The organism is Kitasatospora sp. NPDC001225 (genome assembly GCF_053597855.1).
Genome location: NZ_JBSFJC010000054.1, coordinates 12,626 through 26,099 on the forward strand (window position 1 = coordinate 12,626; position 13,474 = coordinate 26,099).

Sequence of the window (13,474 nt, forward strand, 5' to 3'; positions counted from 1 at the left end):
CCCCGTCACCGCCGGACACGCGGACGGCCCCCGCCACCTCGACAGGTGGCGGGGGCCGTCCGGACCGGACCGGTCAGCGGTCCTCAGTCCTCAATCCTCAGTCCTCGTCGTCGTCGCCCTCGATGGCGGCCTGGCGGCCGCTGGAGAGCGCCTCGAAGGCGAGGAACTCGGACTCGGCCGCGTCCCGGCCCTTCTGCTTCTCGCGACGGCGGTCGACCGCCGGGCGCGGGGTCTCGAAGCGGTGGTCCTCACCACGGCGGCCGAGCATCTCGGCACCGGCGGCCATGGTCGGCTCCCAGTCGAAGACGACGGCGTTCTCCTCGGGGCCGATGATGACGGTGTCACCCTCGTGCGCCCCGATCTTCCACAGCTCCTGCTCGATCCCGAGGCGGGCCAGCCGGTCGGCGAGGTAGCCGACGGCCTCGTCGTTGCTGAAGTCGGTCTGGCGGACCCAGCGCTCCGGCTTGATGCCGCGGATGCGGTACGCGCCGTCCTCCTCGGTGATGGTGAAGCCGGCGTCGTCGACGGCCTTGGGCCGCAGCACGATCCGGGTCGACTCCTCGGCCGGCTTGGCGGCGCGCGCCTCGGCGACGATCCCGGCCACGGCGAAGCTCAGCTCGCGCAGGCCCTTGCGGGAGGCGGCGGAGACCTCGAACACCCGGTAGCCGCGCTCCTCCAGGGAGGCGCGGGTCAGGTCGGCGATGTCCTGGCCGTCCGGGACGTCCACCTTGTTGAGCGCGACCAGGCGCGGACGGTCTTCCAGACCGCCGTACTCGGCGAGCTCGGCCTCGATGGTCTCCAGGTCGGTCAGCGGGTCGCGGCCGGGCTCCAGGGTGGCGCAGTCCAGCACGTGCACCAGCACCGAACAGCGCTCGACGTGGCGCAGGAACTCCAGGCCCAGGCCGCGGCCCTGGCTGGCGCCCGGGATCAGGCCGGGCACGTCGGCGATGGTGTAGACGGTGTCGCCCGCGGTGACCACGCCCAGGTTGGGGATCAGGGTGGTGAACGGGTAGTCCGCGATCTTCGGCTTGGCGGCCGAGAGCACCGAGATCAGCGAGGACTTGCCGGCGCTCGGGTAGCCGACCAGGGCCACGTCGGCGACGGACTTGAGCTCCATGACGATGTCACGGGCCTCGCCGGGCTCGCCGAGCAGCGCGAAGCCGGGCGCCTTGCGGCGGGCCGAGGCCAGCGCGGCGTTGCCGAGGCCGCCGCGGCCGCCCTGGGCCGCGACGAAGCTGGTGCCGTGCCCGACCAGGTCGGCCAGCACGTTGCCCTTGCGGTCCAGCACCACGGTGCCGTCCGGCACCAGCAGGACGAGGTCCTCGCCGTCCGCGCCGGTGCGGTGGCCGCCCGCGCCGGGCTTGCCGTTGGTGGCCTTGCGCTTGGGCGAGTGGTGGTACTCCAGCAGGGTGGTGACCTGCGAGTCCACGGTGAGGATGACGCTGCCGCCCTCCCCGCCGTTGCCGCCGTCCGGGCCGCCGAGCGGCTTGAACTTCTCGCGGTGCACGGAGGCGCAGCCGTGGCCCCCGTTACCCGCGGCGACGTGAAGTTCGACGCGGTCCACGAAGGTGGTCATGGGTGTGCCTCCAGTGCGCGAGAGTCTGCTTGCTACCTGCGTAAAGCGTGAAGGGTGGACCGGAGAATTCCGGCCCACCCTTCACTGTGAGTCTTGTCCCGACCCGGTGGGTCTTCTCAGACTCGGGAGTCCGCGGGGACTCAGGCCTCGACGGCCACGATGTTGACGACCTTGCGGCCACGACGGGTGCCGAACTGCACCGCACCGGCGGTCAGCGCGAACAGGGTGTCGTCGCCACCGCGGCCGACACCGGCACCCGGGTGGAAGTGGGTGCCGCGCTGGCGGACGAGGATCTCGCCGGCGGAGACGACCTGGCCACCGAAGCGCTTCACGCCGAGGCGCTGGGCGTTCGAGTCACGGCCGTTACGAGTAGAGCTTGCGCCCTTCTTGTGTGCCATTTTTCGCTATCCCCTTACTTGCTGACCGAGTCGATGCTGGTGATGCGCACCGCGGTGTGCTGCTGACGGTGACCCTGACGGCGGCGGTAGCCGGTCTTGTTCTTGTAACGCAGGATGACGATCTTGTCACCCTTGGTCTGGTCGACCACCTCGGCGTGAGCCTTCACGCCGGCCAGGACCCACGGGTCGGAGGTGACAGCGTCACCATCGACGACGAGGATGGTCGAGAGCTCGACCGAGTCACCCGGCTTGGCCTCGATACGGTCGATCTCCAGCACGTCGCCGACGGCGACCTTGTGCTGGCGGCCGCCTGCGCGAACGATCGCGTACATGCGGTACCTGCTTTCCTTGCTCGGTCGGAACCCCCGACGCCAGCCACCTGGGTACGGACACAGGAGCCTCTCCCCGGCCCTCCGCGCGAACGCGGTGACCTCGGGAAGGTGATGTGCTCGGGAGCAATGGCGTAGACACGCCGATGGTCAAGAATACGGACCGGCCGCCCGGGGGGCAAACCGGCCCGTACGGCCCGGGGCGGGATCACTCCCGCCCCGGGGCGTGGGCACTACTCGGACGCCGTATCACCCTCGGCGGCCGCGGCCTTCTTGGCCGCCGCGCTCGTCCGCTTGGTGGCGGTCTTGCGGGCGGTGGTCTTCTTGGCCGCCGTGGTGGTCTTCTTGGCGGCGGTCTTCTTCGCGGCGGTCTTGCGGGCGGCCCGCTTCTTCGGCGCCGGCGCCTCCTCGGCCGCAGCCTCGGCGGCGGCCTCGACGGCCTCGGCGGTCTCCGGAGCCTCGACGGCCTCCGGAGCCTCGGCGACGACCGCGGCCTCCGCGGCCACGACCGGCTCACCCGGCGCCTCGGCGACGACCTCGGCCGCGGCTTCCGCGACCGCCGGGGCGGCGGCCTCCAGGGCCGCCTCCAGCGCCGCCTCGGCCTTGGCCTGGAGCACCACGATCTCGGCGGTGCCCGGGGAGCCCGCCGGAGCGGTCGCCTTGCGCACCGCGCGGCGGCGCGGACGGCCCGCCGGAGCGGCGGCCGGGGCCTCCGCCACGGGAGCCTCGACGACCGGGGCCGTGACGGCGGGAGCCGCCTCGGCCGGGGCCTCGACGCCCGGGACCTCCAGGGCCAGCTGGCCCTCGATCTCCTCGCGCACCGGCTCGGCCGGCTCGGCGAAGGCCTCCACCGCGACCGGCTCGGCCACCACGGCCACCGCGGCCTCGACGGCCTGCGGCTCCTCGTGGCCCGCGCCGCCCTTGCCCCGGCGACGGCGCTTGCCGCTGCCCGCACCGGCCTCGCCCGCCACCACGGGGGTGTGGACGTGGGCGCTCGGCTGCTCCATGTGGACGATCACGCCGCGGCCGTTGCAGTGCACGCACGGCTCGGAGAAGGACTCCAGCAGGCCCTGGCCGACCCGCTTGCGGGTCATCTGGACCAGGCCCAGCGAGGTGACCTCGGCCACCTGGTGCTTGGTCCGGTCCCGGCCCAGGCACTCCAGCAGGCGGCGCAGCACCAGGTCGCGGTTGGACTCCAGCACCATGTCGATGAAGTCGATCACGATGATGCCGCCGAGGTCGCGCAGCCGTAGCTGGCGCACGATCTCCTCGGCCGCCTCGATGTTGTTCCGGGTGACCGTCTCCTCCAGGTTGCCGCCCTGGCCGACGAACTTCCCGGTGTTGACGTCGATGACGACCATCGCCTCGGTGCGGTCGATCACCAGCGAACCGCCGCTGGGCAGCCAGACCTTGCGGTCCAGCGCCTTCATCAGCTGCTCGTCGATCCGGTAGGTGGCGAACACGTCCACCTCGGAGGTCCACCGCTGGAGCCGCTCGGCGAGGTCCGGGGCCACGTTGGAGACGTACTCGTGGATGGTCTTCCACGCCTCGTCGCCGGAGACGATGACCTTGGTGAAGTCCTCGTTGAAGATGTCGCGGACGACCCGGACGGTCATGTCCGGCTCGCCGTACAGCAGCGCCGGGGCGTTGCCGGTCGCGGCCTTCTTCTGGATGTCCTCCCACTGCTGCTGGAGGCGCTGGACGTCGCGGGTCAGCTCCTCCTCGGAGGCGCCCTCGGCGGCGGTGCGCACGATGACGCCCGCGTCGTCCGGGACGATCTTCTTGAGGATCTGCTTCAGCCGGGCGCGCTCGTTCTCCGGGAGCTTGCGCGAGATGCCGGTCATCGAGCCCTCGGGCACGTACACCAGGTAGCGGCCGGGCAGCGAGATCTGGCTGGTCAGGCGGGCGCCCTTGTGGCCGATCGGGTCCTTGGAGACCTGGACCAGCACGGACTGGCCGGACTTCAGCACCGACTCGATCCGGCGCGGGCCGCCGTGGCCCAGCGCGCCGAAGTTGACCTCGCCGGCGTACAGCACCGCGTTGCGGCCCTTGCCGATGTCGACGAAGGCGGCCTCCATCGACGGCAGCACGTTCTGGACCTTGCCCAGGTAGACGTTGCCGACGTACGAGGTGGCCTGCTCCTTGTTGACGTAGTGCTCGACCAGCACGCCGTCCTCGAGGACGCCGATCTGGGTCCGCTGGCCGCTCTGGCGCACCACCATGACGCGCTCGACCGACTCGCGGCGGGCCAGGAACTCGGCCTCGGTGATGATCGGCACCCGGCGGCGGCCCAGCTCGCGGCCCTCGCGGCGGCGCTGCTTCTTGGCCTCCAGACGGGTCGAGCCCTTGATGGACTGCACCTCGTCCGGGTCGAACGACGGCTCGGTGGAACGGCGGCGCGGCTCGCGCACCTTCACCACCGTACGGACGCCGTCCTCGGTGGTCTCGGCGGTCTCGACGGCGCCGGCCTCACCGCTGCGGCGGCGACGGCGACGACGGCGGCGCGACGAGGACAGGCCGGCGGCCAGGTCGTCGTCCTCCTCGCCCTCCTCCTCGGCGACGGCCTCGGCCGACTCCTCGACGGACTGCTCGGTCTCGACGGCCTCGGCGGCCTCGAACTCCTCGGCCTCACCGCGGCGACGACGGCGACCGCCCCGGCGGCGACGGCGCGACGGACGGCCGTCCTCCCACTCGTCCTCGGTCTCCGGACCGGCGGCGGGGGCCTCGACGGCGGGCGCCTCGACGACCGGGACCTCGACGACGGGCGCCGCGACCGGCGCCTTCGCCGCGGCCTTGGCGGCCTTCGCGGCGGCCTTCACCGGAGCCTGGGCGCCCGACTTGCGACGGGTCGGCTCGACCCGGGTGCGGACCCGGCGGCGACGGCCGACACCGCTGTACTCGAACTCGTCGTCCTCCTCCTCGCGCCCGGCCTGCACCGGGGCCGCGGCCGGAGCCTCGGCCTTCGCCGGGGCGGCGGCGGGCTGCTGCGGAGCGGCCTGCGCCACCGGAGCGGACGGCGCGGCCTGTGCCGCCTGAGCGGACGGCGCGACGAAGGCGGCGGGCTCCTGGAACACCGGCGCCTGGAAGACGGCGGTGGCCGGGCGGACCGCACGGCGGCGCACCCGGTGGGGCGGCTCGGCCTCGGCGGCCGGGGCGGCAGCGGCGGGCCGGGCGGCCGGCGCGGCGGCGGGGGCCTCGACGGCCTCCTCCTCGGGCTCCTCCGCGACGGCGGGCTCCTCGGCCTGCGGCTCCTCGGCGGCGGGCTCCGCCACCGGGGCCTCGACGACCGGCGCGGCCTCGACCACGCGACGGCGGCGGGGGCGGCGGGCCGGAGCGGCCGGGGCCTCCTCGGCCACCGGCTCGGCGGCGGGGGCCTCCACGGCGGGGGTCTCGACGGCCGGCGCCTCGACGACGGGGGCCGCGGCCTCGGCCACGGGGGCACCGGCGGGCGCCTCGGCGCGCTTGCGGGTACGGCGGGCCCGGACGGGCTTCTCGGCGGCCGGCTCGGCCGTCGGCTCGGCGGTCTCCGCCTTCGCGGCCTTGGCGGCCCTGGTGGTCTTCGAGGCCTTCGCGGCCTTCACGGGGGCCTCGGCCACCGGGGCCTCGACGGCCTCCGGCGCGGTCACCACGATCGGGGTGGCCTCCGGCGCCCCGGCCGGGGCCTCGGCGCGCTTACGGGTACGGCGGGCCCGGACGGGCTTCTCGGCGGCCGGCTCGGCCGTCGGCTCCACGGCCGGAGCCGGGGCGGCCGCGGGGGCCTCGGCCGGCACGACCGTCTCGGCCGCGTCGGCGGCCGCACCCTGCGGGGTACCCGCCGGGCGGGACACCGCGCGGCGGCGACGGCGCGGCGGCGCGGCGGACGCGCCCTCACCACCGGTCGCGGCGGTTTCGTTCTGTTCCGTGGCCGCAGTCTGCTGCGGATCGGTGTTATCGAGCATGCGGGTGGATCTCCCGTCAGGCCCCCGGGCTCCGCATCCGGGCACGGCACGGCACCGCTGGGCGGCCGGCATCACGACGATGCCTGGACCGGACCCTTGGGACGGTGCCGCCGCGCGGACGCGAGGCCGCACAGGGGCTCGTAGTCTCGCTCGGCGCCCCGCACACGGCGGGGTGTCGAAAGTCTTCTGGTCTGACCAGTCTTCTGAGGTTTTCCCAAGCTGCGCCGTCCCCCAACCCCGGGTGGCTCCCGGACGGGGTCCCGGACCGGCCGACCTTCCTGGTCGGCAGGCCCCGGTTGGCAGGCCTGCGCTGCGACGACGCTCGCTCCCCTGGGGAGCCGCGGGAACCCTGGAGGACCGTCGGGCCCAGTGAGGCACTGGGCCCGGCCTCCCCCCGCTAGGCGGACGCGGTAGCGTGCGGCCCTGCTGCCGGCTCCGAGCCGACCGGGGCCGCTGCGCGGTCGAGCGCCAGCGGGTCGGTCACCGTGCCGGACTCCTCGTCGAGCGGCCCCTGCGCCAGCCTGGTCACCTCTGCGGGGACCGGCGGCGCCAGGTCGGCCGTCACACGGAGACCGGACAATACGTCGTCGGGTCGTACGGCTGGTGTGGCGTGTCGTACTACCAGGCGCAGTATCGCACAGGGACGGCCGGTCCGAACATCGCGGTCGGTTCCGGCCCCGGCGTCCGCACCGGCCTCGACCTGGGCCGGGACGGCTTCCAGCGCCGCCACCGCGCCCCGCGCGTCGAAGACCCGCAGGCCGTTCTTGGTGCGGCGCTCGACCTCGACCCGCTCGGCGGCGAGGAAGCGCGCGACCGCGTCGGCGGCCGCGTCGGGCTCGACACCGTCCAGCCGGAGCAGCCACTCGGAGGCCTCCAGGCGCTCCACGAAGTTCGGCGTCCGCACCTCGACCGCGTCGATCACGTCCAGGCCCGTCGGCAGCGACTCGTCCAGCTGCGCCCGCAGCTGCTCGGGGTCGCGGACAGCGGCCAGGCCGATCTCCAGGTACTCCGCCTCGCTCGCCACCCCGGTCGGGGCCGCGTTCGCGTAGGAGACCTTCGGGTGCGGGGTGAAGCCGGCCGAATAGGCCATCGGAACGGCGGACCGGCGCAGGGCGCGCTCGAAGGCGCGCTGGAAGTCGCGGTGGCTGGTGAAGCGGAGCCGGCCGCGCTTGGTGTAGCGGAGACGAATCCGCTGCACCGTCGGCGCGGGCGGCGGACCGTCGGGCGTACGGCGTGCCAGGGTCGCTCAGTCCTTAGTCAGTTGTCCCCGTCCGGCGTGGCGTCTTCCCGCCACTGTCCGGACTCTGTCACCTCAAAGGGTACGCGCCCCGCCACCCCCCTCGCTCCGCCCCTGGTCAGCCGCCGCTCCCCGGCACGCCGCGACCCCCGGCCGAATCAGTCCGGCCGGGGGTCGCGGGTGTGACGTGCGCTACTTGTTGACGACCGTCAGGGGGAGCATCTTCTTGCCGGTGGGGCCGATCTGGATCTGGGTGTCCATCTGCGGCCACATAGACATGGACCTAGAACCATCGCTAGCGTCCCTGACATGGGACGAGGTGCAAAGCGCGCCGTACCGGCGCAGCAGCGACAGCAGCAGTACGACGTGGACGCCGAGTGGTCGCCGGCGGACCTGAAGCTCCTGAAGGAGCTGAAGCGGGCGGAGGCCCAGCTGCCCGAGGAGGCTCCGCGGGCTCTCCTCTCCATCCGGCTCAGCGTCCTCACCGACGAGACCACATCTCCGGTACGCCAGGAGCTGGACCTACGGATGCTGGCCCGAGACATGGGCGTGCGGGTCGTCGGGGTCGCGAGCGACCTCAACGTGAGCGCCACGAAGGTCCCGCCGTGGAAGCGCAAGCAGCTCGGGGAGTGGCTGAACAACCGGGCGCCGGAGTTCGATGTCCTGCTGTTCTGGAAGCTGGACCGCTTCGTGCGCCGCCTCTCGGACCTCAGCACCATGATCGAGTGGTGCCTGAAGTACGGGAAGAACCTCGTCTCCAAGAACGACGCGATCGACCTGACCACCGTGGTCGGCAAGGTCATGATCACCCTGATCGGCGGAATCGCGGAGATCGAGGCCGCCAACACCTCCACTCGGGTTACCAGCCTCTGGGACTACGCCAAGACCCAGACGGAGTGGCTCGTCGGCAAACCGGCATACGGCTACAAGACGGCCCTGGACGAGAACGGCAAGACCGTCCTCACCATCGATGAGACCGCTTACAAGGTGCTGCACTGGAGTCGGCGCCGGGCGTCGAAGATCTCGGCTTCGCACCAGGTGCGCATCATCAAGCGCGCAGGCGTGCCGGGCTCCGAGGGGCTGACCACGGCGACCCACCTCCGGAGGCTCCGGAACCCCGCACTCATGGGGTACCGGGTAGAAGAGGACAAGAGCGGCGTCGGCCGCAGGTCGCAGTTGATCCTCGGCAAGGACGGCAAGCCGATCAGGGTCGCGGAGCCGATCTTCACGGAGGACCAGTTCGGGCAGCTCGGCAGGGACCTCGACAGGTGGGGGAAGAACCAGCCCGCCCGCCAGGAGGGCGGCGCCACCAAGTTCCTCGGGGTCTTCGTCTGCGAGGACTGCGGCACCAACATCACGGTGCAGGTCACGACGACCAAGGGCGTTCAGTACAAGTACATGCGGTGCAGCGGCTGCAAGGGCGGCGGGCCCGGGGTCAACGATCCGGACGGGGTCAACGCCGCCCTCGTGCGAGACGTGCTCAAGGTGCTCGGCGACGAACCGGTCCTGGTCCGGGAGTACGCCAAGGGGGCTGAGGCCCTGAAGAGGAAGAAGCAGCTGGAGGAGTCCGTCTCCTACTACATGAAGGGCTTGGAACCCGGCGGTCGATTCGCCCGCACCACCTTCACCCGCGAGCAGGCCGAGGAGACGCTGAACCAGCTCATCGACGAGTTGGCGGCCATCGACCCCGAGTCCACCCAGGACCGATGGGTCAACGCCGCCAACGGCAAGACCTTCCGGGAGCACTGGGAGGCCGGAGGCATGGAGGCCATGGCGGCCGACCTGGTCCGCGTGGGCGTGACCTGCAAGGTGACCCGCACGAAGGTCCCGGGGCAGCGGCAGCCCACCGTGCACCTCAAGCTCAGGATCCCCAAGGACTACCGCGATCGGCTGGTCATCAAGGAGGACGACTTCGCGAGCAAGCTCTGACGGCGACAGCCCCCGTCGTCGCGGCGGGGGCTGTTGATCATCAGTGTCTGGCCGAGTCGTACGGCTCCTCGTGCCCCTCGTCGTCCACGATGACGATCTCACTCTCGATGGCCGGGGCCCGGAGCGCCTTCCGACGTGATGGAGCCGGCGGTACCGCCTCGCGAGGACCCGTCGCTGCTCTGGCCCCTGTCTGCTTGGCCGTCACGGTCTCTCCCCTGCCTGCTCGGCACGGGCGATCTCCCGGTTGGTGGCGAGGTCTTCGGCGATGCCGGCCGCGACGAGCGCTTCGGCCGGGGTGTGACCGGTCCCGACGAAGCGCCAGGCACCTTCGGCCAGGTCCCGTCGTCCCAGTCCGCGTACAGGCCGCAGGCGTGTTCGACGCGGGCGGCTCTGAGCTGCCCATATGTAGTGGAGTAGGCCCGCGTCTTGGTCAGGCAGTGCCCCCGGTACCCGAGCATGTGGGCCCAGGCCCGAAGCCGCAGGTGCTGAAGTTCGGGCAGGCCGCCGAGGCGCCAGGCGGTGGTGATGAGGGCGCGGACGTGCGGGCTGACGCGCAGGGCCTGTATCTCTGCCAGAGACTCGATGCGGCGATCGACAGCGCCGGCGGCCTCCACACTTTTGCTCGTGTACTTGGCGACGTAGGCCGCCACTGCATCGTCCGAGATGTGCCCGCCACCTCCCTTTATAAGGAGGTGCACATCCAGCTGAGCACCGAAGCCGAGCCGTCCGCCGCCGGAGGCCATCGAGTCGGGACACGGGAGCGCCACGGCAGCGGCCGCCGAGCGGACGGCCTCCAGCAGGAGGTCTTCTGCTGCCCACGGCGGAGGCGGAGTAGTGGGACCATCCGGGCCGTCGAGTCTGATGACAGCGTGGAAGTGGACGGCGCCACGCTTCTGGTACTCGGCGACCTTGGCGGTGGATACCCTGACCAGGGTGCGGACCTCTGAGCGGCCGACGCCCGCCCCGGTGGCGAGGTGGTGGTACAGGTTGTCGCGGAAGGCCTTCCACAGGGCCGGGGCCATGGCGTTCCACAGGACGTGCCTGGGGTAGTCGTAGCAGTCCGCGCAGAGCGGTTGCCCGACGAGCGGGTCGGCCTCCAGGTGGGTTCGACCGCAGCCTCGGCAGCCGCCGTGCTCACACCGTCGACGCCGAGCCGGGTGGCAGTCGCCCGCCCGGTGCACCGGCCCGAACGACGGCGCGGTCAGGGTGACGAACAACCGCGGGTGCGTCCGTACCGTTTCCGGGACGCCTTTGCCGCCGACCAGGCCGGAGCGGACCAGGTGGAAGGTGTCGCCGCTGTGCTCCCGGGAGCAGGGCGCGCAGCGGGAGGCCCGCCGGTTGCGGCAGCGGACGGCAAGCCGGCCACCGGGTTCGGTGGCGGTCGAGTAGTGGCGCAGGACTTCGCCGGTGTCGGGGTCGACCATGGTGGTGTGCCCCGCGAGGTAGACCGGTTCGGCACAGCCACCGGTGGTACGGATCTGCTCCAGCCAGCGGCCCAGGTCCGGCATCTCACCGAGGCGGACGAAGTCACCTTCTGTCGGCGGCAGTTGGCGCAGCCGCGCCTCCCGGTCGAGGAAGGCGCGGCGTGCGGTGGGGTCGGTGTACGGGTTGGTGTTGGCGGTCATGGTGGATGTCTCCAGGGCCAGGGTCTGCCGGGCCCCGGCCGGGCCAGGCATGCGGTGGCGCGGCCGGGGGCGGCGGTGGGACGGGCGGGCTGGGTGGCTGGTCGGGTTGGCACGGTGATCACGCCTCTCAGGTGGTGTGGGTGAGTCCCTGGACGAGCCAGGTCACCGCGTAGACAACGGGGTCGGCCCAGCCGATGCGGTCGAGGTAGATCCCGAGGACGCCGACGAGGACGACGTGCCAGATCTTGAGTTCGCCGGAGCGGACCAGGAGGTAGGTGACGAGGGCCAGGACGGCGGTCAGGATGAGAGCGGCGCCCATCAGATGTAGACCCCTTCGTTCGGCTCGTCCGCCGTGTGGAGGCCGGGCCAGGACGGAGCCAGCCGGGCGTACTTCCTCGCCGCTCGGCGTGCCTGTTCGGGGGTGACGTGGACGGACCGGGCGCGGGTCCACCGGCCGTCGGCGCCAACCGTGATGGCGACGCCCTGCTCAGCGGCGGTGATCTGCTGAGCAGCGGCCAGGGCATCCTTGTCGAGATCGCCGAGCACCATCTCCGCCGTCCCCGCATCGTTCACCCGGTGGCAGACCCGGCCGGCCAACTGGGCCCGCAAGGCGGTCACCCCGGGCCCGAGGTCGGAGCCGACCCGTTGCCCCGCGACCACCAAGTGGACGCCCAGAGCGGCACCGAGCTGGGCGAGCCGGAGCAGGTTGGTGGAGATCTCCCCCACCTCCGCCTTGTCCTCCCTGGTCGCCACCAGGTACAGCTCCGCTACCTCGTCCACGATGACGACGACCGGCATCTTGCGAAGCTTCGGCGGCAGGTCCCAGACGGACCGGGCCCCGACCGAGCGGCACAGCTGCATCCGGGCTTCGGTCTCCGCGACCAGCTCCGCGAGCAGGTGGGCGGCTTCCGCCCGGGTGGCCGCCAGAGCCGACAGCCGGTCCTCGAACAGGGACAGCTCCATGCCGCCCTTGAGGTCGATGCCGAACAGGGCGACGCGTTGCGGGGCGAGTTCCTTCACCAGCGCGGCGATGAGGGTGGACTTCCCGGAGCGGGTCGCGCCGACGATCAGCCAGTGCGGCGCCCGCCGCAGGTCGATCGTCCAGGCCCGGCCGTCCTCCAGCAGCCCGACCACCGCCCGCAACAGCCGCTCCTTCAACCGGTACGGCGCCACCGGCGTGATCAGCGGGTCCCAGGCGAGCGCCGAGAGGGTGAGGAACCCGCGCTCGTCCGCGACCAGCCGTACCGCGTGCACCCGCCAGGCATGGGTGAGCGCGTCGAGGGCCTCGGCGAAGTGCTCGGGCACCTGCCCGGGGTGAAGCCGCACCCGCACGTCGATGCCGCCACGCCGGCACTTCGCGACACCCAGCCGGGGCGGTGTCGGCCGAAGCGGATCCCCTCGAACCATCAAGTCCCCGACTCTGGCCCGCCCCGGACGTTTGGCCACAGCGAGGCCGAGGTTCGTGGTCAAACGCCGCCACGTCATCCGGACTCGGATCACGGTCGCCGGGTAGCCGAACAGGTGCCACCAGAGATAGGGGTGGCTGCGCCTCAGCACCGGGGCCATGCTGAGCGCGATGAGCACCGTTGCCAGCATCGCCACCCAGAGCAGTTGAAGGACGATCACAGCCGTCCCCCGTTCTCCACCGCCGTGTTGTGGGCCACGGTCTCCAGGTCACGGGCCTGACCGGCAGCCTTGGTAGCGATGCCGGCGATGTGGTCGAAGAGCTGAGCCCCCTCGTCGTCCCGCCCGAACGGGTCGACCTCTTCGGCCAGGTCGCCGAGTTCACGCAGCAGGCCGCGCAGCTTCACACGGGTCGCGCCGCTCATCAGGCGTCGCCGCCCTTGCGGGAGGCCGCCGGAGCCGGGACGGCAACCGGAACCGGGGTGATGGCGTCGGCCCGGAAGGACAGGCCGTGCCGGTCCCCCATCGCCCAGGAGAAGGCCGTCAGTCCGGTGACGTGCACCCGCACGCCCTCCACGACGCCGACCGGTTCGCCGGACACGCTGATCTCGATGATCGAGGCCCGCCGGCCGTCCTGCCGGACCGCGACCCCGACCGTGTAGACGGTCTGGCCCTCCCGGTCCTTCCTGATCTCCCCGGTCTCGCGGTTCGCGATCCGCGCTTCGGGGGCAACGATGCAGGTCATCGCGCCGAGCCGGGTTCCGTCCACGGGAATGGACTGCATGAGCGCACGCTCCTCTGACACCAAGGGCCGCATGACGTCAGTCGTCAAACGTACTTACCTTTGGCACCTCGATGATGCTCCTCCTTGACGCCCCGACGCAAGCAATTCATGCTTACGTTTAACGGCTAGCAACTGACTACAGACCTAGAGATGCCGCCCGACCAGGGCAAACGACCACAGACGAACCCTCGAAAACGACACGGCACACGCGAAGCGGGCCCGTTCCCCGGCGTCCGCACCAAGGGGTCAACACC

At 72.1% G+C, this 13,474-nt stretch carries 11 protein-coding genes; 1 reads left to right on the forward strand and 10 read right to left on the reverse strand.

Annotated elements, in window-relative coordinates; genetic code table 11:
• Positions 1 to 97: 97 nt before the first annotated feature.
• The 5 genes from obgE to ACWDCZ_RS19955 form a co-directional block, all read right to left on the reverse strand.
• The gene (gene obgE / locus ACWDCZ_RS19935; RefSeq protein ID WP_388044074.1) at positions 98 to 1,576 is read right to left on the reverse strand and encodes a GTPase ObgE; all 1,479 of its coding nucleotides are present in this window, start codon (positions 1,574 to 1,576) and stop codon (positions 98 to 100) included.
• Between the two features lie 140 nt (positions 1,577 to 1,716).
• Positions 1,717 to 1,974, reverse strand: a complete 258-nt coding sequence (rpmA, locus tag ACWDCZ_RS19940) for a 50S ribosomal protein L27 (RefSeq protein ID WP_030309712.1) — start codon at positions 1,972 to 1,974, stop codon at positions 1,717 to 1,719.
• Positions 1,975 to 1,988: 14 nt separating this feature from the next.
• Positions 1,989 to 2,306 carry a 50S ribosomal protein L21 gene (gene rplU, locus ACWDCZ_RS19945; RefSeq protein WP_045696828.1) on the reverse strand — a complete coding sequence of 106 codons (318 nt, stop codon included), beginning with the start codon at positions 2,304 to 2,306 and terminating at the stop codon, positions 1,989 to 1,991.
• Positions 2,307 to 2,536: 230 nt separating this feature from the next.
• Positions 2,537 to 6,241 carry an Rne/Rng family ribonuclease gene (locus ACWDCZ_RS19950; protein ID WP_449816549.1) on the reverse strand — a complete coding sequence of 1,235 codons (3,705 nt, stop codon included), beginning with the start codon at positions 6,239 to 6,241 and terminating at the stop codon, positions 2,537 to 2,539.
• A gap of 397 nt (positions 6,242 to 6,638) precedes the next feature.
• Positions 6,639 to 7,439: a TIGR03936 family radical SAM-associated protein gene (locus ACWDCZ_RS19955; protein ID WP_049659422.1), complete on the reverse strand. Its 801-nt coding sequence runs from the start codon at positions 7,437 to 7,439 to the stop codon at positions 6,639 to 6,641.
• 348 nt (positions 7,440 to 7,787) lie between these two features.
• Here ACWDCZ_RS19955 and ACWDCZ_RS19960 point away from each other — a divergent pair, with 348 nt between their 5' ends.
• On the forward strand, positions 7,788 to 9,407 hold the full coding sequence (locus ACWDCZ_RS19960) for a recombinase family protein (RefSeq protein WP_449816550.1): 1,620 nt from the start codon (positions 7,788 to 7,790) through the stop codon (positions 9,405 to 9,407).
• 98 nt (positions 9,408 to 9,505) lie between these two features.
• Here the strand turns inward: ACWDCZ_RS19960 and ACWDCZ_RS19965 are convergent, their stop codons facing one another.
• From ACWDCZ_RS19965 to ACWDCZ_RS19985, 5 genes are all read right to left on the reverse strand, one after another.
• The gene (locus tag ACWDCZ_RS19965; protein WP_449816551.1) at positions 9,506 to 11,032 is read right to left on the reverse strand and encodes a replication initiator; all 1,527 of its coding nucleotides are present in this window, start codon (positions 11,030 to 11,032) and stop codon (positions 9,506 to 9,508) included.
• 127 nt (positions 11,033 to 11,159) lie between these two features.
• Positions 11,160 to 11,351, reverse strand: a complete 192-nt coding sequence (locus ACWDCZ_RS19970; protein ID WP_380741483.1) for a hypothetical protein — start codon at positions 11,349 to 11,351, stop codon at positions 11,160 to 11,162.
• Positions 11,351 to 12,337: an FtsK/SpoIIIE domain-containing protein gene (locus tag ACWDCZ_RS19975; protein WP_449816552.1), complete on the reverse strand. Its 987-nt coding sequence runs from the start codon at positions 12,335 to 12,337 to the stop codon at positions 11,351 to 11,353. Before ACWDCZ_RS19975 ends, ACWDCZ_RS19970 begins: the two co-directional genes overlap by 1 nt.
• Positions 12,338 to 12,654: 317 nt before the next feature.
• Positions 12,655 to 12,861, reverse strand: coding sequence for a hypothetical protein (locus ACWDCZ_RS19980; RefSeq protein WP_117487749.1), 207 nt, complete (start codon positions 12,859 to 12,861; stop codon positions 12,655 to 12,657).
• Positions 12,861 to 13,220 carry an SCO3933 family regulatory protein gene (locus ACWDCZ_RS19985; protein WP_074000700.1) on the reverse strand — a complete coding sequence of 120 codons (360 nt, stop codon included), beginning with the start codon at positions 13,218 to 13,220 and terminating at the stop codon, positions 12,861 to 12,863. Before ACWDCZ_RS19985 ends, ACWDCZ_RS19980 begins: the two co-directional genes overlap by 1 nt.
• Positions 13,221 to 13,474 lie beyond the last annotated feature (254 nt).

What these genes read in the sequence shown, in the direction of transcription:
- obgE (WP_388044074.1), bottom strand. Translation starts at nt 1,576, where the DNA reads ATGACCACCTTCGTGGACCGCGTCGAACTTCACGTCGCCGCGGGTAAC.
- rpmA (WP_030309712.1), bottom strand. Translation starts at nt 1,974, where the DNA reads ATGGCACACAAGAAGGGCGCAAGCTCTACTCGTAACGGCCGTGACTCG.
- rplU (WP_045696828.1), bottom strand. Translation starts at nt 2,306, where the DNA reads ATGTACGCGATCGTTCGCGCAGGCGGCCGCCAGCACAAGGTCGCCGTC.
- ACWDCZ_RS19950 (WP_449816549.1), bottom strand. Translation starts at nt 6,241, where the DNA reads ATGCTCGATAACACCGATCCGCAGCAGACTGCGGCCACGGAACAGAAC.
- ACWDCZ_RS19960 (WP_449816550.1), top strand. Translation starts at nt 7,788, where the DNA reads ATGGGACGAGGTGCAAAGCGCGCCGTACCGGCGCAGCAGCGACAGCAG.
- ACWDCZ_RS19965 (WP_449816551.1), bottom strand. Translation starts at nt 11,032, where the DNA reads ATGACCGCCAACACCAACCCGTACACCGACCCCACCGCACGCCGCGCC.
- ACWDCZ_RS19970 (WP_380741483.1), bottom strand. Translation starts at nt 11,351, where the DNA reads ATGGGCGCCGCTCTCATCCTGACCGCCGTCCTGGCCCTCGTCACCTAC.
- ACWDCZ_RS19980 (WP_117487749.1), bottom strand. Translation starts at nt 12,861, where the DNA reads ATGAGCGGCGCGACCCGTGTGAAGCTGCGCGGCCTGCTGCGTGAACTC.
- ACWDCZ_RS19985 (WP_074000700.1), bottom strand. Translation starts at nt 13,220, where the DNA reads ATGCAGTCCATTCCCGTGGACGGAACCCGGCTCGGCGCGATGACCTGC.